The 21,066-nt window shown below is 74.7% G+C and carries 18 protein-coding genes; 3 read left to right on the top strand and 15 right to left on the bottom strand.

Translation table 11 applies throughout. The features are described 5' to 3' along the window. Positions 1-67 precede the first annotated feature (67 nt). The 3 genes from ACOACO_RS07535 to ACOACO_RS07525 are packed head-to-tail and all read right to left on the bottom strand — an operon-like array spanning position 68 to position 3,763. Entirely contained in the window at positions 68-1,810 is a 1,743-nt protein-coding gene (locus ACOACO_RS07535) for a glycerol-3-phosphate dehydrogenase/oxidase (RefSeq protein ID WP_420295620.1), read from the bottom strand. A 28-nt stretch (positions 1,811-1,838) separates the two neighbouring features. Continuing rightward, the gene (locus ACOACO_RS07530) at positions 1,839-2,660 is read right to left on the bottom strand and encodes a carbon-nitrogen hydrolase family protein (RefSeq protein ID WP_420295619.1); all 822 of its coding nucleotides are present in this window, start codon (positions 2,658-2,660) and stop codon (positions 1,839-1,841) included. Beyond that, the gene (locus ACOACO_RS07525; protein WP_420295618.1) at positions 2,657-3,763 is read right to left on the bottom strand and encodes a GuaB3 family IMP dehydrogenase-related protein; all 1,107 of its coding nucleotides are present in this window, start codon (positions 3,761-3,763) and stop codon (positions 2,657-2,659) included. Before ACOACO_RS07525 ends, ACOACO_RS07530 begins: the two co-directional genes overlap by 4 nt. 125 nt (positions 3,764-3,888) lie before the next feature. Between ACOACO_RS07525 and ACOACO_RS07520 the strand changes: the two genes are divergently transcribed. Beyond that, complete coding sequence (locus ACOACO_RS07520) at positions 3,889-4,566, top strand: hypothetical protein (RefSeq protein WP_420295617.1); 678 nt, start codon at positions 3,889-3,891, stop codon at positions 4,564-4,566. Between the two features lie 27 nt (positions 4,567-4,593). Here the strand turns inward: ACOACO_RS07520 and guaB are convergent, their stop codons facing one another. The 6 genes from guaB to ACOACO_RS07490 form a co-directional block, all read right to left on the bottom strand. Continuing rightward, positions 4,594-6,096 carry an IMP dehydrogenase gene (guaB, locus tag ACOACO_RS07515; RefSeq protein ID WP_420295616.1) on the bottom strand — a complete coding sequence of 501 codons (1,503 nt, stop codon included), beginning with the start codon at positions 6,094-6,096 and terminating at the stop codon, positions 4,594-4,596. Between the two features lie 42 nt (positions 6,097-6,138). Beyond that, positions 6,139-7,029 (bottom strand): GNAT family N-acetyltransferase, encoded by an 891-nt coding sequence (locus tag ACOACO_RS07510; RefSeq protein WP_420295615.1) that lies wholly within the window; start codon positions 7,027-7,029, stop codon positions 6,139-6,141. 138 nt (positions 7,030-7,167) lie between these two features. Next, entirely contained in the window at positions 7,168-8,787 is a 1,620-nt protein-coding gene (gene groL / locus ACOACO_RS07505) for a chaperonin GroEL (RefSeq protein WP_420295614.1), read from the bottom strand. Positions 8,788-8,876: 89 nt separating this feature from the next. After that, positions 8,877-9,173 carry a co-chaperone GroES gene (groES, locus tag ACOACO_RS07500; protein WP_028472534.1) on the bottom strand — a complete coding sequence of 99 codons (297 nt, stop codon included), beginning with the start codon at positions 9,171-9,173 and terminating at the stop codon, positions 8,877-8,879. Between the two features lie 211 nt (positions 9,174-9,384). After that, the gene (locus tag ACOACO_RS07495) at positions 9,385-10,530 is read right to left on the bottom strand and encodes a hypothetical protein (protein WP_420295613.1); all 1,146 of its coding nucleotides are present in this window, start codon (positions 10,528-10,530) and stop codon (positions 9,385-9,387) included. After that, complete coding sequence (locus tag ACOACO_RS07490; RefSeq protein WP_420295612.1) at positions 10,527-11,588, bottom strand: hypothetical protein; 1,062 nt, start codon at positions 11,586-11,588, stop codon at positions 10,527-10,529. Before ACOACO_RS07490 ends, ACOACO_RS07495 begins: the two co-directional genes overlap by 4 nt. A gap of 124 nt (positions 11,589-11,712) precedes the next feature. On the opposite strand from ACOACO_RS07490, the gene ACOACO_RS07485 reads away from it, so the two are divergent. Further along, the gene (locus ACOACO_RS07485; protein WP_420295611.1) at positions 11,713-12,900 is read left to right on the top strand and encodes a THUMP-like domain-containing protein; all 1,188 of its coding nucleotides are present in this window, start codon (positions 11,713-11,715) and stop codon (positions 12,898-12,900) included. Between the two features lie 5 nt (positions 12,901-12,905). Here the strand turns inward: ACOACO_RS07485 and ACOACO_RS07480 are convergent, their stop codons facing one another. From ACOACO_RS07480 to ACOACO_RS07455, 6 genes are all read right to left on the bottom strand, one after another. After that, positions 12,906-14,426, bottom strand: a complete 1,521-nt coding sequence (locus tag ACOACO_RS07480) for a long-chain-fatty-acid--CoA ligase (RefSeq protein WP_420295610.1) — start codon at positions 14,424-14,426, stop codon at positions 12,906-12,908. An 82-nt stretch (positions 14,427-14,508) separates the two neighbouring features. Beyond that, entirely contained in the window at positions 14,509-15,876 is a 1,368-nt protein-coding gene (locus ACOACO_RS07475; RefSeq protein ID WP_420295609.1) for an ABC transporter substrate-binding protein, read from the bottom strand. Continuing rightward, a complete protein-coding gene (locus tag ACOACO_RS07470; protein ID WP_420295608.1) occupies positions 15,873-17,138 on the bottom strand; it encodes a branched-chain amino acid ABC transporter permease in 1,266 nt (421 codons plus the stop codon). The genes ACOACO_RS07475 and ACOACO_RS07470 overlap by 4 nt, the downstream gene beginning before the upstream one ends. Positions 17,139-17,141: 3 nt before the next feature. Continuing rightward, positions 17,142-18,020 (bottom strand): branched-chain amino acid ABC transporter permease, encoded by an 879-nt coding sequence (locus ACOACO_RS07465; RefSeq protein ID WP_420295607.1) that lies wholly within the window; start codon positions 18,018-18,020, stop codon positions 17,142-17,144. A gap of 71 nt (positions 18,021-18,091) precedes the next feature. Next, a complete protein-coding gene (locus ACOACO_RS07460; RefSeq protein WP_420295606.1) occupies positions 18,092-18,799 on the bottom strand; it encodes an ABC transporter ATP-binding protein in 708 nt (235 codons plus the stop codon). A gap of 3 nt (positions 18,800-18,802) precedes the next feature. Beyond that, positions 18,803-19,621 (bottom strand): ABC transporter ATP-binding protein, encoded by an 819-nt coding sequence (locus ACOACO_RS07455; RefSeq protein WP_420295605.1) that lies wholly within the window; start codon positions 19,619-19,621, stop codon positions 18,803-18,805. Positions 19,622-19,781: 160 nt separating this feature from the next. On the opposite strand from ACOACO_RS07455, the gene ACOACO_RS07450 reads away from it, so the two are divergent. Further along, positions 19,782-21,065, top strand: coding sequence for a PucR family transcriptional regulator (locus tag ACOACO_RS07450; RefSeq protein WP_420295604.1), 1,284 nt, complete (start codon positions 19,782-19,784; stop codon positions 21,063-21,065). Position 21,066 lies beyond the last annotated feature (1 nt).

Below are 21,066 nucleotides of genomic sequence, written 5' to 3'. Positions count from 1 at the left end.
CGGAGTTGACAACCCCGGGCGATCTGTCAAGCCCCCGCGCCCGGGTCGAGCGTCCCGTCCGGCCGCGTCAGACCAGGTCGGGCACGCTCACCCGGGCCTCGTCCGCCTCCTGGTCCGTCAGCTTCTCCTGGCTGCGGCGCTCCGCGGTGACCCGGCGCAGGTAGTGGTCGACCTCCTCGTCGGTGCGCGCGGCGTCCCACCCGAGCTCGGCCGCCACGACCTCCGCCACCGCCCGGGCCGACGCGGTCCCCCGGTGCGGCGTCTCGATCGAGATCCGGGTACGCCGGGCCAGCACGTCGTCGAGGTGGCGCGCCCCCTCGTGGGTCACCGCGTGCACGACCTCCGCGAGGAGGTAGTCGTCGGCGCCCGGCACCGGCTCCCCCAGCTCGGGCCGCGCGGCCACCAGGTCGAGCACCTCGTCGACGAGCCCGCCGTACCGGCCCAGGAGGTGGTCGATGCGGGCGACGTGCAGCCCCGAGCGGCGGGCGAGCAGCACGCGCTGGTTGGAGCGCGCCTCGAAGCCCTCCGCCCCGAGCAGGGGCACGCGGTCGGTGATCGAGGCCCGCACGGCGCCGCCCGTCGCGCTCAGCGAGGGGGCGGCCGCGTCGACGGCGTCCCTGGCCATCACCCGGTACGTCGTGAGCTTGCCGCCCGCGATCATCACCAGGCCCGGCACGGGGGTGACGACCGTGTGCTCCCGCGAGATCCGCGAGGTGGGCTCGGACTCCCCGCGCAGCAGCGGGCGGAGGCCCGCGTACACCCCGACCACGTCGGAGTGGTCGAGCGGCTCGCGCAGCAGCGTGTTCACGTGCGCGAGGACGTAGTCGATGTCGGCGCGCGAGGCCGCCGGGTGGGCCTTGTCGAGGTCCCAGGCGGTGTCGGTGGTGCCGATGATCCAGTGCCGGCCCCAGGGGATGACGAAGAGGACGGACTTCTCGGTCTTCGTGATGAAGCCGGCCTCGGAGCGGATGCGGTCCCGGGGCACGACGAGGTGGATGCCCTTCGAGGCCTGCACGTGCATCGAGCCGCGCCCGCCGACCATCTCCTGGATCTCGTCGGTCCACACCCCGGCGGCGTTGACCACGACCCGGGCGCGGACCTCGAGCTCGCGGCCGCTCTCCAGGTCGACCGCGCGGACCCCGACGACCCGCTCGCCCTCGCGCAGGAAGCCGACGACCTTGGTGCGGGTGGCGACGTGGGCGCCGTGCCGGGCGGCGGTGCGGGCCAGCGTCGTGACGAGGCGGGCGTCGTCGACCTGCGCGTCGTGGTAGCGGATCGCGCCGGTCAGGTCCTCGGTGCGCAGGTCCGGCGCGATGCGCGCGACCTGGCGGCGGAACAGGTGGCGGTGGCGCGGCACGCCCATGTCGGAGGAGCCGAGGGCGGCCATCGCGTCGTACAGCACGAGGCCCGCGCCCACGTAGGGCCGCTCGTGGGTGTGGCGCAGCGGGTAGAGGAACGGCACGGGGCGCACGAGGTGCGGGGCGAGCCGGGTGAGCAGCAGGCCCCGCTCCTCCAGCGCCTCGCGGACCAGCCCGAAGTCGAACATCTCCAGGTAGCGCAGCCCGCCGTGCACCAGCTTGCTGGAGCGGCTCGAGGTGCCCGACGCCAGGTCGCGCTGCTCGACCAGCGCCGTCGTCAGGCCGCGGGTGACGGCGTCGAGGGCGGTGCCGGCGCCGACGACACCACCGCCGACCACCAGCACGTCGAGCTCGCCCGCGCCCCCGTCCGCCCCGTTCCCCGAGGCGGCCAGGGCGGCGAGGGCGGCGTCGCGTGCCGCAGGACCGAGCGTTCCAGGACGCGTCGCAGTCATGGCCTCCACTGTGACAGAGGCCCGCGGGTCACCGCACGCGGCGCTGCCCGAGGCCGCCCGGCCCGGTGTCGAGGGCCGAGCGGTGGTCGGCCAGCATCGTGTGCCGGGCCCGGGTCGCGGCCACGAGCGCGGGGTCGAGGTCGGCGACCGCGACCCCCTCCTCCGTGCCGAGCCGCGCGAGCGGCCGGCCCTCCGGGTCGTAGACGGCCGAGCCGCCGCTGAAGTCGGAGCCGCCGCAGCGGCCCGTCAGTCCGGACACCACGACGTACGAGCCGTTCTCCACCGCCCGCGCCGCGTGGTGCAGGTCGCGGCGGTGCTCCGCGCCGCGGAACCACGCCGCCGAGACGAGGTAGCCGAGCGCCCCGTCCTCCGCCGCCGCCCGCGCGTGCTCGGGGAAGCACGCGTCGTAGCAGACCGCCAGGCCCAGCTCGTGGCCCTCGACGCGCACCGAGGCGCCCGCGTCGCCCGTGGTGAAGACCTGCTTCTCGTCGGCGTCGAGGTGCTGCTTGTCGTACGCCGGCACGACCTCGCCGTCGGGTCGCGCCAGGAGGAGCGAGAGGGTGCGGGTCGCCCCGCGGTCGAGCGCGACGCCGACGAGGGCCGTCGTGCCGGTCGCCCGGCACGACTCGCGGACCGGGTCGAGCACGGGACCCGTGGCCTGCGCGGGCGTGGGCAGCGGACCGGCGAGGACGGGCCCGTCGTACCCCACGAGGAAGGCCTCGGGCAGCACGACGACCCGGGCGCCCGCGTCACCGGCGCGGCGGACCAGCCGCCCGGCCGTCGCGGCGTTGGCGACGAGGTCGCCCGGGACCGCCGCGGCCTGGGCCGCGGCGACCCGCAGCGGGGTCACAGGACGACGACCTCGACCCGCTGGAACTCCTTGAGCTCCGTGTAGCCCGTCGTGGCCATCGCGCGGCGCAGGGCGCCGACGAGGTTCATCGTGCCGTCCGCGACGCGGGAGGGGCCGAAGAGGACCTCCTCGAGCGTGCCGACCGTCGGGAACTCGACGCGCTGGCCGCGGGGCAGCAGCGGGTGCCACGCCTCGGCACCCCAGTGGAAGCCGCGCCCGGGGGCGTCGGAGGCGCGGGCGAAGGGCGAGCCGACCATCACGGCGTCGGCGCCGCAGGCGATGGCCTTGGCCAGGTCGCCCGACGTGCCGATGGAGCCGTCGGCGATGACGTGGACGTAGCGACCGCCCGACTCGTCGAGGTAGTCGCGGCGGGCCGCGGCCACGTCGGCCAGCGCGGACGCCATCGGCACCGCGAGGCCGAGCACGGAGCGCGTCGTGTGCGCCGCGCCGCCGCCGAAGCCCACCAGCACGCCGGCCGCGCCGGTGCGCATGAGGTGCAGCGCCGCCTGGTAGGTCGCGCAGCCGCCGACGATGACGGGCACGTCGAGCTCGTAGATGAACTCCTTGAGGTTGAGCGGCTCCGCCTGGCTGGAGACGTGCTCGGCGCTCACCGTCGTGCCGCGGATGACGAACATGTCGACGCCCGCGTCGACGACGGTCGAGGCGAACTCCTTGGTGCGCTGCGGCGAGAGCGACCCGGCCACGGTGACGCCGGCGTCGCGCATCTGGTTGAGCCGCGCGGTGATGAGGTCGGCCCGCACCGGCTCGGCGTAGATCTCCTGCAGGCGGGCGGTCGCCGCCGGGCCCTGGAGGCCGGCGACCTCCTCCAGCAGCGGCGTGGGGTCGTCGTACCGCGTCCACAGGCCCTCGAGGTCGAGCACGCCGAGGCCGCCCGCGCGGCCCAGCGCGATCGCGGTCTCAGGGCTCATCACGGAGTCCATCGGGGCGGCGACGACCGGGATCTCGAAGCGGTAGGCGTCGATCTGCCAGGCGACGCTGACCTCCTCCGGGTCGCGCGTGCGGCGGGACGGCACGATGGCGATGTCGTCGAAGGCGTAGGCCCGGCGAGCGCGCTTGGCGCGGCCGATCTCGATCTCGGTCACGGGCACAGGGTAGTTGCCGGTGCCCCCGCCCCCTCCCCCGCGTGCGCCCGAGGGTTGCGCGGTGCCCCCGCGGGGTACGTCGCGCCCCGGCCGACGAACGGCGCCGGCCGACGAGAGAGGTAGTGATGAAGCAGAACCTGCTGGCCCTGACGACGACGGTGGTCCTCGCCGCCGCCCTGAGCGCGTGCGGATCCGACTCCGACGACTCCTCCAGCTCCGCGGCCGAGTCCTCGGCGACCCCGACCGGGCCGCTCGCGGGCAGCGAGTTCGGTCTCGCCGACGGCAGCACCACGGAGGTCCCCCTCGATCCGAGCGTGGTCGCCAGCGGGCCCCAGGACTCCCTGACCACGCCGGCGTCGGTGATCGCCTCCGGCATCACCCCGGACGCCCAGGAGATCGAGTTCGTCGCCGAGCTGGAGATCATCGACGTCGTGCAGGGCGACATCGCCGACTTCGAGCTCGACGCGGAGAGCCTGGAGACCGTCGGGGACGCGGTGCCCTACTACGTCGCCTACGAGGGCCGCTACGTCAACGGCCCGGTCGCGCAGCAGCCCGACCTCGCCAACTTCGACATCGTCGACGCCTCCGGGCAGAGCCTCGACAGCGGCGTGCAGCTCGTCATGGGGTCCGTGACCGAGGACGTGTGCCAGGGCACGTTCAAGGCGGAGTCGTTCGGCGAGGGCGCGGAGATGCGCCACTGCGCGCTGCGCTTCCTCGAGCCGGGCGAGCCCGCCGCGGTCACCTGGACCTACGAGCCCGAGTCCGTCCCGGCGGGCGAGCCCGTGAGCTGGCCGCTGGGCTGACCCCGGCGACGGTGGGGACCGAGGCGCTCAGCGGGCGTTGTAGTTGGGCGCCTCGGCCACCATCTGGATGTCGTGCGGGTGGCTCTCCTTGAGCGAGGCCGACGTGATCCGCACGAAGCGGCCCTTCTCGCGCAGCTCCGGCACCGTGCGGGCGCCGATGTAGAACATCGACTGGCTGAGCCCGCCGATGAGCTGGTGCGCCACGGCCGCGAGCGGGCCGCGGTAGGCGACCTGGCCCTCGACGCCCTCGGGCACGATCTTGTCATCGCTGGAGACCTCGGCCTGGAAGTAGCGGTCCTTCGAGTAGGACTTCTTGCCGCGGCTGCTCATGGCGGCCAGCGAGCCCATCCCCCGGTACGCCTTGTACTGCTTGCCGTTGACGAACACGAGCTCGCCCGGCGACTCCTCGCAGCCGGCGAGCAGCGAGCCGATCATCACGCTCTCCGCACCCGCGACGATCGCCTTCGCGATGTCGCCGGACTGCTGCAGGCCGCCGTCGGCGATGACGGGGACACCGGCCGGGCCGCAGGCGAGCGAGGCCTCGTAGACCGCGGTGATCTGCGGGACGCCGGCACCGGTGACGACGCGGGTCGTGCAGATCGAGCCGGGGCCGAAGCCCACCTTGACGGCGTCGGCGCCCGCGTCGACGAACGCCTGGGCGCCCTCGCGGGTGGCGACGTTGCCGCCGATCACCTGCACGTGGCGGGTCGCGGGGTCGGCCTTCAGGCGCTGCACCATCTCGAGCAGCATCCGCACGTGGCCGTGCGCGGTGTCGGCGACGAGCACGTCGACACCGGCCTCGATCAAGGTGGTGGCGCGCTCCCAGGCGTCGCCGAAGTAGCCGATCGCCGCGCCGACGAGCAGGCGGCCGTCCGCGTCGTACGACGCGTCGGGGAACTGCTCGGACTTCACGAAGTCCTTGACCGTGATGAGGCCGGCGAGCCGGCCGGCGTCGTCGACCAGCGGGAGGCGCTCGCGCTTGTGCGCGCGCAGGAGCGCCGTGGCGTCGTCGCGGCTGATGCCCACCGGGCCGGTGATGAGCGGCATCGGCGTCATCACCTCGTCGACCTTGGTGGTCGCCCACTCCGCCACCGGCGTGAAGCGCAGGTCGCGGTTCGTGATGATGCCCAGCAGGCGGTGGTCGGCGTCGACGACCGGGAGGCCCGAGACGCGGTACTCACCGCAGATGCGGTCGAGCTCCTCCAGCGTCGCGTCCGGCCCGATGGTGACGGGGTTGGAGATGATGCCCGTCTGGGTGCGCTTGACCAGGTCGACCTGGTAGGCCTGGTCGGTCACCGAGAGGTTGCGGTGCAGGATGCCGATGCCGCCCTGGCGGGCCATCGCGATCGCCATCCGCGACTCGGTCACCGTGTCCATCGCCGCCGAGATCAGTGGCGCCTTGAGCGAGATCTCCCGCGTCAGGCGCGACGTCGTGTCGATGTCGGCCGGGGCGAGGTCGGAGTACCCCGGCAGCAGGAGCACGTCGTCGTACGTGAGACCGAGGGCGGCGAACTTGTCGGGGATCTCCACCCATGCATCGTACGCCGCGCGGCGCCACCGCCCGCGCCCCGGTCAGCGGGCGAGCGGCTTGAGCTGGTGCACCGGGATCCGCACCGTGAGCGTGTCCGCGGCCATCCGGATCCGGCCGCGCAGGCCGGCGGCCAGCACCATCGGCAGGACCGCCTGGTTGTCCGCGTGGGTCGCGACGACGATCTCCTCGACCCCCTCCGCCGCGGCCAGCCGGGCGACGTCGACGAGGAGCCGGGTGCCGATCCCGCGCCGCTGCCAGGCCGGGTCGACCTCCAGCTCCACCTCGCGCAGGCCGGAGACGTCGCGCGGCGGGCGGATCTCGGCGTACCCGACGACCACGCCCTCCACCTCCGCGCGCACGGCGAGCCCCACGACGCCGTACGTCGGGGTGGTCCCCCCGCCCAGCCGGCGCGAGCCCGAGCCCAGCACGGCGGGCGCCCGGCCCAGGACGTCGGAGACCAGGTCGGCCATCGCCGCCCCGCGGGCGAGCTCGGTCGGGGTGAACGGGGCGCGGCGGCGGATCTGCACGGCGACGTCGCCAACCGTCAGCTCCATGAGGTCGCCGGCCGGGGACGCCTCGCCGGGCACGTCGGCCTCGGCGTCGAACAGCCGCGCCACCACCTCCGGGAAGCGGGCCGGGCGGGCGATGACCGCCCGCGCCGCCTGCACGTAGCGCGTGGGCTGGTCGACGAGCGCCGCCTCCGTGCACGGGGTGCCGACCACGTCGGTGCCGCCTGCCGTCTCCAGCAGGCGTACGACGTGCGCCTGCGTCCACCCGTCGGGGGTGCGGACCACCAGCTCGTCCGTCACGCCCTCGGTGCCCGGGAAGACCTGGACGCCGAGGATGTTCACCCCCGCCGCCCCGCACTCCCGCGCGAGCGCGGCCAGCGCGCCCGGTCGGTCCGGCAGCGTCGCGCGCACCCTCCACAGCATGGGCCCGAGCGTGCCGCGCCCGTGTTGCGCGGCGGGCACCGCCACGTTGCGGCAGTGCAACGGCCCCCGCCCCCGGAGGGGACGAGGGCCGTGCGTGGAGCGGGTGGTGCCAGGTGGTGCCGGGGAGGGAGCCGGGGCTCAGTGCCCGTGACCGTGGCCGTGACCGGCCGCGGCGGGCTCCTCCTCCTCGGGCTTGTCGACGACGAGGGTCTCGGTCGTCAGCAGCATGCCGGCGATCGAGGTCGCGTTGACGAGCGCCGAGCGGGTGACCTTGACCGGGTCGAGGACGCCCTGGGCGACGAGGTCGCCGTACTCACCGGTGGCGGCGTTGTAGCCGTTGCCGACGCCGAGCTCGCGGACCTTCGAGACCACGACGTAGCCCTGCTCGCCGCCGTTCTCGGCGATCCAGCGCAGCGGCTCGTCGGCGGCCTTGCGCACGATGCGCACGCCGACGGCCTCGTCACCGGTGAGGCCGAGGTCGCCGTCGAGGGCGGAGACGGCGTGGATGATCGCCGAGCCACCGCCGGCGACGATGCCCTCCTCGATCGCGGCGCGCGTCGCGGAGACGGCGTCCTCGATGCGGTGCTTCTTCTCCTTCAGCTCCACCTCGGTGGCGGCGCCGACCTTGATGACGCAGACGCCGCCGGCCAGCTTGGCCAGGCGCTCCTGCAGCTTCTCGCGGTCCCAGTCGGAGTCGGTGCTGTCGATCTCCGCCTTGATCTGGTTGACGCGACCCTCCACGGCGGAGGACTCACCGGCGCCGTCGACGATCGTCGTGTTGTCCTTCGTCACGACGACGCGGCGGGCCTGGCCCAGCACCTCGAGGCCGACCTGGTCGAGCTTGAGCCCGACCTCGGGGGCAATGACCTGACCGCCGGTCAGCACCGCGATGTCCTGCATCATCGCCTTGCGGCGGTCGCCGAACGCGGGGCTCTTGACCGCGACGGCGTTGAACGTGCCGCGGATCTTGTTGACGACCAGGGTGGAGAGCGCCTCGCCCTCGACGTCCTCGGCGAGGATGAAGAGCGGCTTGCCGGCCTGGATGACCTTCTCGAGCAGGGGCAGCAGCTCGGAGACGGCCGAGATCTTCCCCTGGTGCAGCAGGATGTACGGGTCGTCGAGGACCGCCTCCATGCGCTCGGGGTCGGTCACGAAGTACTGGCTGATGTAGCCCTTGTCGAACTGCATGCCCTCGGTGAAGTCCAGCTCGGTGCCGAGCGTGTTGGACTCCTCGACGGTGATGACGCCGTCCTTGCCGACCTTGTCGAAGGCCTCGGCCAGCAGCTCGCCGATGTGGGCGTCGCGCGAGGAGATCGTGGCGACGGACGCCATGTCCTCCTTGGACTCCACCTCACGGGCCGAGGAGCGCAGGGCGTCCCCGACGGCCGCGGCCGCCAGGTCCATGCCGCGCTTGAGGCCCATCGGGTTCGTGCCGGCGGCCACCGCGCGCAGGCCCTCGTGCACCATCGCCTGGGCGAGGACGGTCGCGGTCGTCGTGCCGTCACCGGCGACGTCGTTGGTCTTGGTCGCGACCTCCTTGGTGAGCTGTGCACCGAGGTTCTCGAAGGGGTCGTCGAGCTCGATCTCACGGGCGACGGTCACGCCGTCGTTCGTGATGGTGGGGGCGCCCCACTTCTTGTCGAGGACGACGTAGCGGCCCTTGGGGCCGAGCGTCACCTTGACGGCGTTGGCGAGCGCGTCGACGCCGCGCTCGAGGGAGCGACGAGCGTTCTCGTCGAACTCCAGGATCTTGGGCATGGGCTCTCCTCAGGCTGGGGGGTGGAACAGGTCGAGCCGTGCGCCCCGGAGCGCGTCAGGCGCTCACGGGGCGCACGGCCCTAGGGAGTTCAGGAGACGACGGCGAGGACGTCGCGGCCCGAGAGGATGAGGTACTCCTGGCCGGCGTACTTGACCTCGGTGCCGCCGTACTTGCTGTAGATGACCTTGTCGCCGACCGCGATGTCGAGCGGGATGCGCTCGTCGCCGTCCTCGTTCCAGCGACCCGGGCCCACCGCGAGGACCTCGCCCTCCTGGGGCTTCTCCTTCGCGGTGTCGGGGATGACGAGACCGGACGCCGTGGTCTGCTCGGCGTCGAGCGGCTTGACGACGATGCGGTCCTCGAGGGGCTTGATGTTGACCGACACGATGTCGACCTCCACTTTCCGTGCGGATCCGAAAGATCGAGAGGCGGATGCCTCCCGTCAGGGCGTTGGTCGTCGCCGGTCCGGGCACGCCGTCGCGGGGGTCGCGCCGTTACGTCGACGATTGGCACACTCACGAGGAGAGTGCCAGCGCCGACGTTAGCACTCCACTCCGGCGAGTGCCAGGACCAGGGGGTGCTGCCGGGCCAGGCCCTCAGGCGAGGGGCACGTCGCCCGCCCAGGTGAGGGTGAAGGCGTCCGGCACGCCGGCCGGGTCGCCCTCGCGGACCTCCCGCAGCGCGCTCCGCGCGGCCACCTCCAGCCGCAGCGTGGTCGCGTCGGCGGGCACGGACGCGACGACGGTGCCCGCGGCCCGCAGGTCGTCCGCCGGGGGGACGTGCGCGACCGGCGCGGCCGGCTCCTCCCCCGCGACCGCCACCCGGATGTCGGGGCGGGCGTCGTACAGGCTCCACGACCGGTCGCCGATCGTCACCGAGCGCTCCCCGTCCTCCAGCTCGCCCGCGACGTACAGCTGCAGCGGCAGCACCGCCCACGTGCGTCCGGCGGGAGCCCACCCGAGCCCCGTGACGTACGGCTCCCGGGTCGCCGCGGCCACGACGAGGTCGCCGTCGAGCGGCTGGGCCGGCGTGCCCGCGAAGGGGAAGTCGAAGTCCGTGCCGGTGTCGCCCGGCAGCACCGCGACCGGGTCCTCCTGGTCGAGGGCCTGGTCGTAGTCGTCGTACGCCGCGAAGCGGCCCCGCTCCCCCGTCTCCAGGCGCCCCCCGTCGACGGTCACGACCTGCTCCTCGCCGTCGAACCCGACCGCCAGGGCGAGCCCCGCGTCCGCGTCGTCGCCCGCGGGCACGGCCACGTGGAACCAGGTGCCGTCGGGCTCGGTGGTGGGCCCGGCCGGAGCCGGCACCACGAGCGGGTGCCGCTCCCCGTCCACGAGCAGGGTCAGCGTCGGGACCGGTGCCGCGGCCGGCGTCACCGCCGGCGGGACGCCGCTGTAGGCGCCGAGCGCGTGCCGCTGCGTCCACGCGGTCCACTGCCAGCTGACCGGCAGCCACGCCCCGTCCTCGGGCGCGGGCACGCCGGGCTGGTCGGTGCCCGTCGCGTCCGGCAGCCGCTCGACGGTGCGCCCGACCCGCAGCACCGCCTCGCCGCCGGGCAGCCGCAGCGGGACCTCGTCGGCGGCCGCGGGCACCTCGTCCTCGGCGTAGGAGACCGGGTCGACGACCGCGCCGACGCGGGCGGGCGTCGGCCCCGCGTCGGTCATGCGCACGACGACGGCCACCGCGACCACCACCGCCACGAGGAGCGCCACCGCGAGGACTCGCCTGCGCCGCGGCCCGCTCACGCCCGGTCCTCCGCCGGCAGCTCCACCGCGGGACCGACGGGCAGCTCGACGTCGACCCGGAGGTCGGGCGGCGGGGCGACGTCGCCCGCGGGCCCCACGTCGTACGTCTGCCGCAGGCGCAGCGACACCTCCTCGGCGGTGCGCGGGGGCGGCCCGGGGGCGGGGAAGACGTACGTCGCGCCGGTGAGGTCGCGGTCGGCGAACTGGTCGTCGGTGTCCTGGTACGCCGGGCGCAGCGCGACCGCCGGTTCCCCGCCCAGCTCCACGTCGGAGGCGGTGACGGGCCCGACGACCCAGGCCCGCTCGTCGGAGCCGTCCACCGGGCCCGCGTCGGTCGCCACCATGTGGGTGCCGACGCCGACGAGCCACCAGGTCTCGCCGGGCTCCGCCCACCCGGTCTCCGCGGTCCACGGGGTCGAGCGCACCACCCCGAGGGTGCACAGCAGCGCGCCGTCCCCCAGCGTCGCCGGCGCCAGCACGTCGAGGTCGGGGCACGGGCGCGGACGCCAGGCGGTCGGGCCCTCGTCGTACAGCGCCGCCGCGTCACCCGCCTCGACCCGACCGCTCCACGGGTCGAGCACCTGGGTCACGCCGTCGACGGTGACCTCGATCCGGACCCCCGCCACGTCGAGGTCGCCGGGGACGCCCACGACCGCCGCGCCGCCCTCGACCAGCTCGGGGAAGCGACCCGCGGAGTCGCGCTCGAGGGTGTCGGCCTCCACCAGGGCGCGCTCCTCGCCCTCCACGCGCAGCGCGAGCTCGAGCGGCGGCACGGCGCCGGTGAGGGCCATCCGGTCCGGGCTGCGCAGCCGCCAGCTGACCCCGACGAACGAGCCGTCGCCCTCGGTGTCCTGGAGCGGCTCGTGGAGCACCGACGTCGTGCGCACCTCCAGCGTGCCCCCGGGGACGCGCACCTCGCTGCTGACGCCGTCGACCCACGCGGGCTCGACGGCCTGCACGCGACCGACGCCGTCGTCGGCGCCGCAGCCGGCCAGCAACCCCGCGGCGAGACCGACCGTCAGGCCCGCCGCACCCGCCCGGCGACGCACCGTCCGCACCCCGTCCCGCATCGCGCACCGGCCCTTCGGTCCTGCTCCCCCGCCCGCAGCGCCCTGCCGCGACCGGCGGGGGGTCTGCCCCGTCACCCGCCTCGTGAAACGGCGCCTGGGAGGATGGCTGGTCGTGGACCTCGCGACGTTCTCCTGGCTGCTGACGCCCGACGGCCGCACGCTGCTCGACGTGGCGGGGCGGGCCTGGGCCGACGCCGACGGCGACCCCGTGCGCGCGGCGGCCGCGGTGCGCCGTACCGAGCCCGACCCGGAGCGCTCGGCCGCCGCGCTGACGCAGGTGGGCCTGCGCGTGCGGGGGGTCGCGAAGTTCGGCGAGGACGCGCTGCGGATGTTCTTCACGCCCGACGGGCTCGAGCAGGCCACCCGGCGCCGGGTCGGCGACCACCGGGCCGCGCGGCTCGCGGCCGCGCAGGTGCCGTCGGTGGTCGACCTGGGCTGCGGCATCGGCGGCGACCTCACCGCCCTGGCCCGCGCCGGTCTCGTCGCGGCGGGCGTCGACCTCGACCCCGTGCGGGTCGCGGTCGCCGAGGCCAACCTCGCCGCCCTCGACCTCGAGGGGGCGACGACGGTCGCGGACGTCACGACCCTGCCGATCGACGGCTTCGGTGTCGCGCTCCTCGACCCGGCGCGGCGTGACGGGCGTGGCCGCGTGTTCGACGCCGAGGGCTGGACGCCGTCGTGGGCGTTCACGACCCGCCTGCTCACCACGCGCCCGAGCGTCGCCAAGCTCGCACCCGGCCTGCCCCACGACCTCGTGCCCGAGGGCGTCGAGGCGGAGTGGGTGAGCGACCGGGGCGACGTCAAGGAGGCCGTGCTGTGGTCGCCGCACCTGGCGCTGTCCCGGCGCCGCGCCACCGTGCTGGGCGACGGGGGCCTGGCGAGCATGACCGAGGAGGACGACCCGTACGACGGCGCCCCCCGCCCGGTGCGCGGCGTCGGGCGCTACCTCCACGAGCCCGACGGCGCGGTGATCCGGGCCGGGCTCGTGACGGCGGTGGCGGGTGCCGTCGGCGGCGGGCTGCTCGACGAGCGCATCGCCTACGTCACGACGGACGAGGCGGTGCGCACGCCGTTCGCCACGGCGTACGAGGTGCTCGAGGAGATCCCCTACCGCGAGAAGGCGCTGCGGGCCGCGCTGCGCGAGCGGGGGGTCGGCCGGCTCACCATCAAGAAGCGCGGCGTCGACGTCGTGCCCGAGCAGCTGCGCAAGCGGCTGGCCCTCAAGGGCGACGCCGAGGCGACCCTCGTCATGACGCGCGTCGCCGGGGAGGGCACCGCCCTGCTGGTGCGCCCGGTCTAGCCGGCCTAGCCGCTCTGGCGCGCGGCCGCCCGCTCGGCGAGCTGGCGGCGCACCTCGCGCTTGAGCACCTTGTGGGTCGGGCCGAGCGGCAGGTCGTCGACGAGCACGACGCGGCGGGGGTACTTGTGGCGTCCGAGCCGCTCGCGCGCCCAGTCGACGAGGGCGTCGGCGTCGACCGCCCCGGGCGCGGTGGGCACCACGACGGCGACGACCTCCTCGCCGACCTGGTCGTCGGGCACGCCGACGACGGCGACCTGGGCGACCCCCTCGTGACGGGCCAGCACCTCCTCGACCTCGCGCGGGTAGACGTTGAACCCGCTGCGGATCACCAGGTCCTTCGTGCGGTCGACGATGGAGACGAAGCCCTCCGCGTCCTTGACCCCGACGTCGCCGGTGCGGAACCAGCCGTCGACGACCGCGCCCGCGGTGGCGGCCGGGTCGTCGAGGTAGCCCGCGAACACGTTGTGGCCGCGGATGACGACCTCGCCGCGCTCCCCCGGCGGGAGCAGGACGATCCGCTCCGTCGTCTCGACGTCGGCGATCTCGACGTCGACGCCCCAGATGGCGTGGCCGACGCTGCCGGGGCGCGCGCCGAACGCACGCTGGTTGACGGTCGCCGACGGTGAGGTCTCCGAGAGGCCGTAGCCCTCGTAGATCTTCGTCCCGAAGGTCGCCTCGAACTGCTCGAGCACGGCCACCGGCAGCGACGCGCCGCCCGACACGCAGTCGCGCAGGCGGGGCAGCTCCGGGGCGTCCTTCGCGGCCGCGAGCAGCTGGATGAACATCGTCGGCACCCCGAAGAACAACGTCGCCTGCTGCTGCACCATCGTCGCGAGCGCCTCCGCCGGGTCGAAGCGCGGCTGCAGCAGCAGCGTCGCCCCCACCCGGAAGGTGGTGTTGAGCGACACCGACTGCCCGAACGTGTGGAACAGCGGCAGCGAGCCCATCACCACGTCGTCCGCGCGCATCGGGTTGGCGTCGAACGCGTTGACGGTGGCGTTGAGCACCAGGTTGAGGTGGGTGAGGACGGCGCCCTTCGGCCGCCCCGTCGTACCGCTCGTGTAGAAGACGACGGCCGTGTCGTCGGGCGCGCGGGTGGCGTAGGTCGGCAGCGCCCGCGCCCCGTCCGCGAACCCGGCGAGGGGGTACGCCGGCACGCCCGCCGCCGCGGCGGCCGGCTTGCCGATGCCGGCCAGCGCCTCGTGGTGCACGACGAGGCGGGCCCCCGAGTGCCGCACCAGGTAGGCGACCTCCTCCGCCTGCAGGAGGGTCGGCACCGGCACCACGACGGCGCCCGCGGCGAGGATGCCGTAGTAGGCGACCACGAACTCGGTCACGTTGGGCGCCAGGAGGGCCACCCTGTCCCCGGGAGCGACGCCGCGGGCGTAGAGCGCGCCGGCGAAGGTCCGGGCGTCGCGCCACAGCTCCTCGTACGTCGTGCGGCGCTCCCCCTCGACGACCGCGACGTGACGGGGCCGGCGACGGGCGGGCTCGGCGAGCACCGCGGCCAGGGACAGGGTGGTCATCGTTCTTCCTCTTCTCAGGACGGGTCGAGCGGGGTGGGTGGGGGTCCGGGGATCCGGCGGTCCGGGCGGGGCCCGGGGCCGCTCAACCCACCGGCTCCACGTCGGGGATGCCGCTCTCCGGCGGGGCGTCGCCCGCCGCGGACTCGTCCTCGGTGACCTCCGCGTCGCCGAGGTCGCTCGTGAGGACCGGCGTCAGCGGCTGGCCCACACCACCCTCGAGCTGCACGACGCGCATGCCGGACAGGCCCAGGTGGCTGTCGGCCGAGTAGCGGAACGGGGCGAGACCGGGGCCCTCGAAGTCACCGCCGGCCTCCTCGAGCGCCTCGACGACGCCCTCGCGGGTCAGGTCCTCGCCTGCGGCCTGCAGGGCCTGGACGAGGGTGTAGGCCTGCGACATGCCGTAGATGCGGTAGTTGGTGAGCGGCTCGCCCTCCTCGCCGTGCTCGTCCCACACCCGCTGCCACAGCTGCACCCACGGGTCCTCGGGGGCGTCGACGCCCGGGATGTACTCGGTCGTGATGACCCCGTCGAGCAGGCTGGCCCCGTCGGCGACGGCACCCTCGGAGAACGTCGCGAGCAGCGAGCCGACGAGCGACGGGTCGGAGCCGACGTTCGTGTACATCCACTGCGGGTCGAAGCCGAGGCGCAGCGCCACCAGCTGCGACAGCGCCGTGAACGACGGCACGCTGAAGCCGATGACGAGGTCCACGTCGGCGGCCTGCAGCTGCGCCAGCTGCGGCGCGATGTCGGTGTTGCTCGGCGTGTAGGAGACGACCTCGACGATCTGCTCGTCGATGAACTCCCGCACGCCCGCCTCGCCGTCGGCGCCCAGGTCGTCGTCCTGCAGCAGCAGGCCGACCCGCGCGTCCGGCATGTTCTCCGCGATCCACTGACCCATGACCTTGCCCTCGATCACGTAGTCGGGCTGCCAGCCGAAGGTCATCGGGTACTCCTCCGGCGTCTCGCCCCACTGCCGCGAGCCCGAGGAGACGAACAGGTCCGGCACCCCCTCGTCGTTGAGGAAGTCGATGGCCGCGCCGTGCGTGGGCGTGCCCAGCCCGCCGACCATGCCGAAGATCTCGTCGGACAGCACGAGCTCGTTCGTCACCTGCGTGGTGTTCGTCGGGTTGTAGGCGTCGTCCTTCGCCACGAACTCGATCTGCCGGCCGTTGACACCGCCGGCGGCGTTCACGAACTCGTAGAACGCCTGGTGGCCGCTCGGGATCTCGCTGTAGCCGGGCGCCGCGACGCCGGTCAGCGGGAAGTGGCCACCGACCTTGATCGTGTCGTCGGTGACGCCGACGCGCTCGGCCGGCGACCCGGCGTCGTCGCGGTCCTGGCCGGCACCGCAGGCCGTGGCGAGCGCGCAGGTCAGGACGGTCGCCGTCGCCGCCGCGGTGCGGCGGCGCCAACGGTCGGCGGTGGTGCGGGGAGTGGGGCTCGGGCTCATGCTCGTCCTGCCTTGTCGGTCGGGTGGGTCGGGTGGGTCGGGTCGTTCGGGCCGGTGCTGCTGGCCGGGTCGCTGCTGCTGGCCGGGTCGCTGCTGCTGGCCGGGTCGCTGCTGCTGGTCGGGTCGGTGGTGCGGCCGGGGTGGGCCGGGGCCGGTACGGCGGGGGCGGCGGCCGCGCGCCGGCGCAGCCACCAGCCCTGCAGGGTGCCGACCAGCCCGGCGGGGGCCAGGAGGATGACGAGGATCATCACGACGCCGTACACCAGCGGCGCGAGCTCGGCCGACTGCACGTCGTCGAGGCCGAGGTCGCTGCCGATGCCCGTCACCACCTGGGGCAGGAAGGTGAGGAGCGCCGCCCCGATGAGGGCGCCGGCCAGGCTGCCCAGGCCGCCGAGCACCACGGCGGTGAGCAGCGTGAGGGACAGCGTCAGGGTGAAGCCGCTGGGCGCGGTGAGGCGCACGACCATCGCCATGAGGGCGCCGGCCAGGCCGGCGGTCGCGGCGCTGACGACGAAGGCGACGACCCGGGCGCGGGTCAGGGAGATGCCTGCGAGCTCCGCGGCGACCTCGTGGTCGCGCACCGCCCGCCAGGTGCGCCCGACCCGGCTCTGCGACAGGTTGGCCAGCAGGACGAGCACGATGATGAGGACGAACCACGACAGGTAGGCGACGAACCGCCCGCGGGAGGGGTCGACGGCCGTGAGGAAGAACAGCAGGTCGGCGAACCACGCCGGCGGCTCCGGCACCCGCACCGACAGGCCCTGCTCCCCGCCCAGGGTGTCGCCGAAGTAGATGGCGAGGCCGGGTACGGCGACGGCGAGCGCCAGGGTGGCGCCGGCGAGGTACGGGCCGTGGAGCCGCGCCGCGGCCAGGCCGACGACGAGGCCGACGACGCTGGCCACCGCGGTGGCGGTGAGCAGCACGACGACGAGCGGCGCGGCCGGCTCCGGGTCACCGAGGAAGAGGGCCGCGGTGTAGGCGCCGATGGCCATGAACGCGCCGTGCCCGAGCGAGAGCTGGCCGTTGAGCCCGGTCAGCACGGTGAGGCCCGCGGCGGCGATGCCGAGGTAGGCCATCGCGGCGAGCTGGCCGGCGCGGAAGTCGTCGACGGCCGTCAGCACGGCGAGGGCAACGGCGCCGCCGACGAGGGCGACGAGCAGGTGGCGCAGCAACGGGGAGCCGAGGCCGCGTCGTGTGCGGGTCCGGGAGCCGGCACCGGGGCCGGTGCTGGTGGCTGGACTGGTGGCGGTGGTCGCGGGCACGGCTCAGACCCTCCGGTGGGCGGTCGTGGCGAACAGCCCCGAGGGCTTCACCAGGAGGACGGCGACGAGGATGAGGAGGGCGGCCATCGCCACCAGCTCCGAGCCCAGGTAGCCGCTGACGAAGCTCAGGCACAGGCCGAGCAGCACCCCGCCGGCGACGGCGCCGCCAGGGCTGTCGAGGCCGCCGAGGACCGCCGCGACGAAGCCGTAGACGACCACCGCGTCCATGTAGCCGGGGTGCACGAGGCCCCCACCGGCGATGAGGAGGCCGGCGAGCGAGCCCACCACGGCGGCGAGCGCCCACCCGAGCGTGAGCATCCGCCCGACCCGCACGCCGAGCAGGCGCGCCACCTCGGGGCTGTGCGCCGAGGCGCGCATCCGCAGGCCGATGTCGGTGAAGCGGAACAGCAGCACGAGCAGGCCCATGACGACCACGACGGCGACGATCGTGAAGATGCCGAAGCCGGTCAGCGCGATCGTCGTGCCGCCCACCTCGATGCCCCGCACGCCGAACGGTGCGGGGAAGGACCGGTAGCGCGAGCCGAAGACGAGGGCCGCGACGGAGTGCAGGACGATGAAGAGGCCGAGGGTGAGGATGACCGCGTTGAGGTCGCCCTTGCCCTCCACCGGTCGCACGAGCACGCGCTCCACCACCGCGCCGAGCACGAGGCCCGCCAGCAGTGCGGCCGCGAAGCCGAGCCAGAAGGAGTGGCCGGCCTCGATGATGACGAGCGCGATGTAAGTGGTGAGCATCGCCATCGGCGCCTGGGCGAAGTTCACCACCCGGGTGGAGCGCCAGATCATGACGAGCGCGAGCGCGAACGCGGCGTAGACCGCGCCGAGCACGAGACCCGTGAGGGTCGTGGTGAGCAGCTGTTGCACCGGGTGTCCCCTGTCGGTGGCGTGGTGGGGCGGGTGGGTCGGGGTGGGTCGGGGTGGGTCGGGTTCCGGCGTCAGAACCCGAGGTAGGCGTGCCGCAGCTGCTCGTCGTCGACGAGCGTGTCCGCGGCCTGCTGGACGACGAGGCGCCCCAGGTTGAGGACGATGCCGACGTCGGCGATCCCCAGCGCGCTGCGGGCGTTCTGCTCGACCAGGAGCACGCTCAGGCCGGTGCTGCTGACGAGGTCGCGCAGGAGGGCGAAGATCTGGGCCACGACGCGCGGGGCCAGGCCGAGCGACGGCTCGTCGAGCAGCAGGATGCGCGGCTCGGCGAGCAGGGCGCGCCCGATGACGAGCATCTGTCGCTCGCCGCCCGAGAGCGTGTCGGCCACCTGGTTGCGGCGCTGGCCGAGCACCGGGAAGAGCTCGGTGACGCGGTCGAGGTCGAAGCGGCGCTCGCCCCCGGTGGGCGCGCCGAGCGCACCGAGGCGGAGGTTCTCCTCCACCGTCAGCTCGGTGATGACGCCGCGGCCCTCGGGCACGTGGGCCAGGCCCGTGCGCGTCATCTCCTCGACCGGGGTGCGGAGCAGGTCGGTCGAGCCGAGCTGCGCCGTCCCCGACGTCGGACGCACGAGCCCGGACAGCGTGCGCAGCAGCGTCGTCTTGCCGGCCCCGTTGGCGCCGAGGACGGCGGTGATCTGCCCGTCGGCGGCGTCGAAGCTGACCCCGTCCAGGGCCTTGACCGCGCCGTACGACGCGCTGAGGTCACGCACCTGCAGCACGGCTCAGTCCTCCGCGCCGAGGTAGGCGGCCAGGACGGCCGGCTCGTCACGGACCTCCGCGGGCGTGCCGCGGGCGATGACGCGCCCGAAGTCCAGCACCACCACCTGGTCGCAGACGCTCATCACGAGGTCCATGTGGTGCTCGACCAGCATCACGGCCATGCGGTCCGACAGCGCGCGGATCCGGTCCCCGAGGGCGGCCATCTCCCCGTCCGACAGGCCGCTGGCGGGCTCGTCGAGGAGGAGCAGCTCGGGCTCGGCGACGAGCGCGCGGGCCAGGGCCACCTGCTTGCGCACGGCGTAGGGCAGGCTCGGCGGGTAGCGGTGGGCGTGGGCGGCGACGCCGAGCTCCTCGAGCACCACCATGGCCCGCTCGCGCAGCGCCCGCTCCTCGCGGCTGGAGCCCGGCAGCGCGAGCAGCCCGGACAGGAATCCCGCGCGGGCGTGGCGGTCGGCACCCACCACGACGTTGTCGAGGACCGTCATCCGGTCGAAGAGACCGAGGCCCTGCAGGGTGCGGCCGATGCCCATCCCGGCGAGGTCGTGGGGCCGCAGCCGGCGCAGGTCGCGCCCCTGCCAGGCGAGGGTGCCGCTGTCGGGGCGCACCAGCCCGCAGGCCACGTTGAACAGGGTGGTCTTGCCGGCGCCGTTGGGGCCGATCACCCCCAGCACCTGGCCCGGCTCGACCGCGAGCCCGACGCTGTCGAGCGCGGTGAGGCCGCCGAAGGTCACCGTCACGTCCCGCAGCGCGAAGAGCTCCGGGGCGCCGGGACCGCCGGGCGCGGCCGGGGCGGCGCTGGGGAGCGGGGTCGGGGTGGTCACTGCAGCTGGCTCCTGGGGTCGGGGCGACGTGGTGCAGATCACTGTCGCCGGGCCGGGAGCCGTGAGATATGGGCAGAGTGCACGAACCGGGCTGTGCGCGGCGCCCCGAGAAGGGGCGAGGACACCCGTGGCACTGTGCATCCATGAGAGCCTGTGACTCGTGTCACAGACTGCGACCACCCCTGCCCTCCCGCCCGTGCCCCGGTGGCAGGCCACGCACGACGAGGCGACCGCGCGGCGCATCGAGTGCGCCTGGGCGGCCCTGCTCCCCCGGGCCGACGCCATCGCCGACGCCATCTCGGCCACGATCTTCGCCCGCGACCCGGACTGGTACGCCAAGGCCGACGACCGGCTGCGGGCCGACGTCCGCCAGAACACGCGCGAGCACATCCGCTCGGGCCTCCAGGCCCTGGCCGGCCGCAAGACCTCCGGCACACGCACCACCGACGTGTGGCGCGAGACGGGCCGGCGCCGCGCGCGGCAGCGGGTGCAGCTCGAGCTGGTGCTGAACTCGTACACGCTGGGAGCCCGCCTGCTGTGGGAGGCGATGCTGGAGCTCGCCGGCTCCGGGCACCCCGACATCGACGACCAGGTGCTGGTGGTGGCGGGCCAGCAGCTGTGGCACAACCTCGACGTCCAGAACGCCGTGCTCATCGACGCCTACCGCCGCGAGAGCGCCCGGAGGGAGCGGCGCGACCTCCAGCGCCAGCAGGGCTACCTCGACGGCCTCGTGGACGGGCGCGGCGCGGACCACGGGTTCGCCACCGAGTCGGCCGCGGCTCTCGGCATCTCCGCGGACGAGCCGGTCGCGTGCGTCGTCGCCCCCTTCGACGGACCCCTCGACGAGCCGCTGACCACCCCCGACGACCGCCTGGAGCGCACGGGACGCACCTCCCACTGGCACGTGCGGGGCGGTCACCTCTTCGGGCTCGTGCCGATGGGCGGGCTGGGCACGGCCCAGCTCGCCGAGATCCTGCGGCCCGCGGCGACCGGACGCGTCGGGGTGGCGTCGAGCCCCGAGGGCATCGGCGGGTTCGCCACGGCGTACCAGCTCGCGGCCCGCGCCGCGCAGACCGTGCCGCGCGGGCGGACCGCGGTCGTGCTCGTCGACGACCGCCTGCCCGAGGTGCTGCTCGCCGGCAGCCCCGAGGTGACGGCGCTGCTCGTCGAGCGGTCGGTGGCCCCCCTGCTCGCGCAGTCGCCGCACCAGGCGCGGGTGCTGCTCGACACCCTGGCGGTGCTGCTCGACTGCAACGTGTCCCCCAGCCGGGCCGCGGAGCAGCTCTACTGCCACCGCAACACGGTGATCTACCGGCTCAAGCAGATCGAGCAGCTGACGGGCCGCGACCTGCACGACCCGCGCCAGCGGCTGCTGCTCACCCTCGGCCTGACCGCCATCGGCCACACCGGACCGGACCGGCCGGCCCCCGCGGCCGGCCGGTGAC

It is taken from the genome of Nocardioides sp. CPCC 205120 (assembly GCF_048654585.1).
GTDB lineage: Bacteria > Actinomycetota > Actinomycetes > Propionibacteriales > Nocardioidaceae > Nocardioides.
This window is presented reverse-complemented; position numbering and strand designations above follow the sequence as displayed.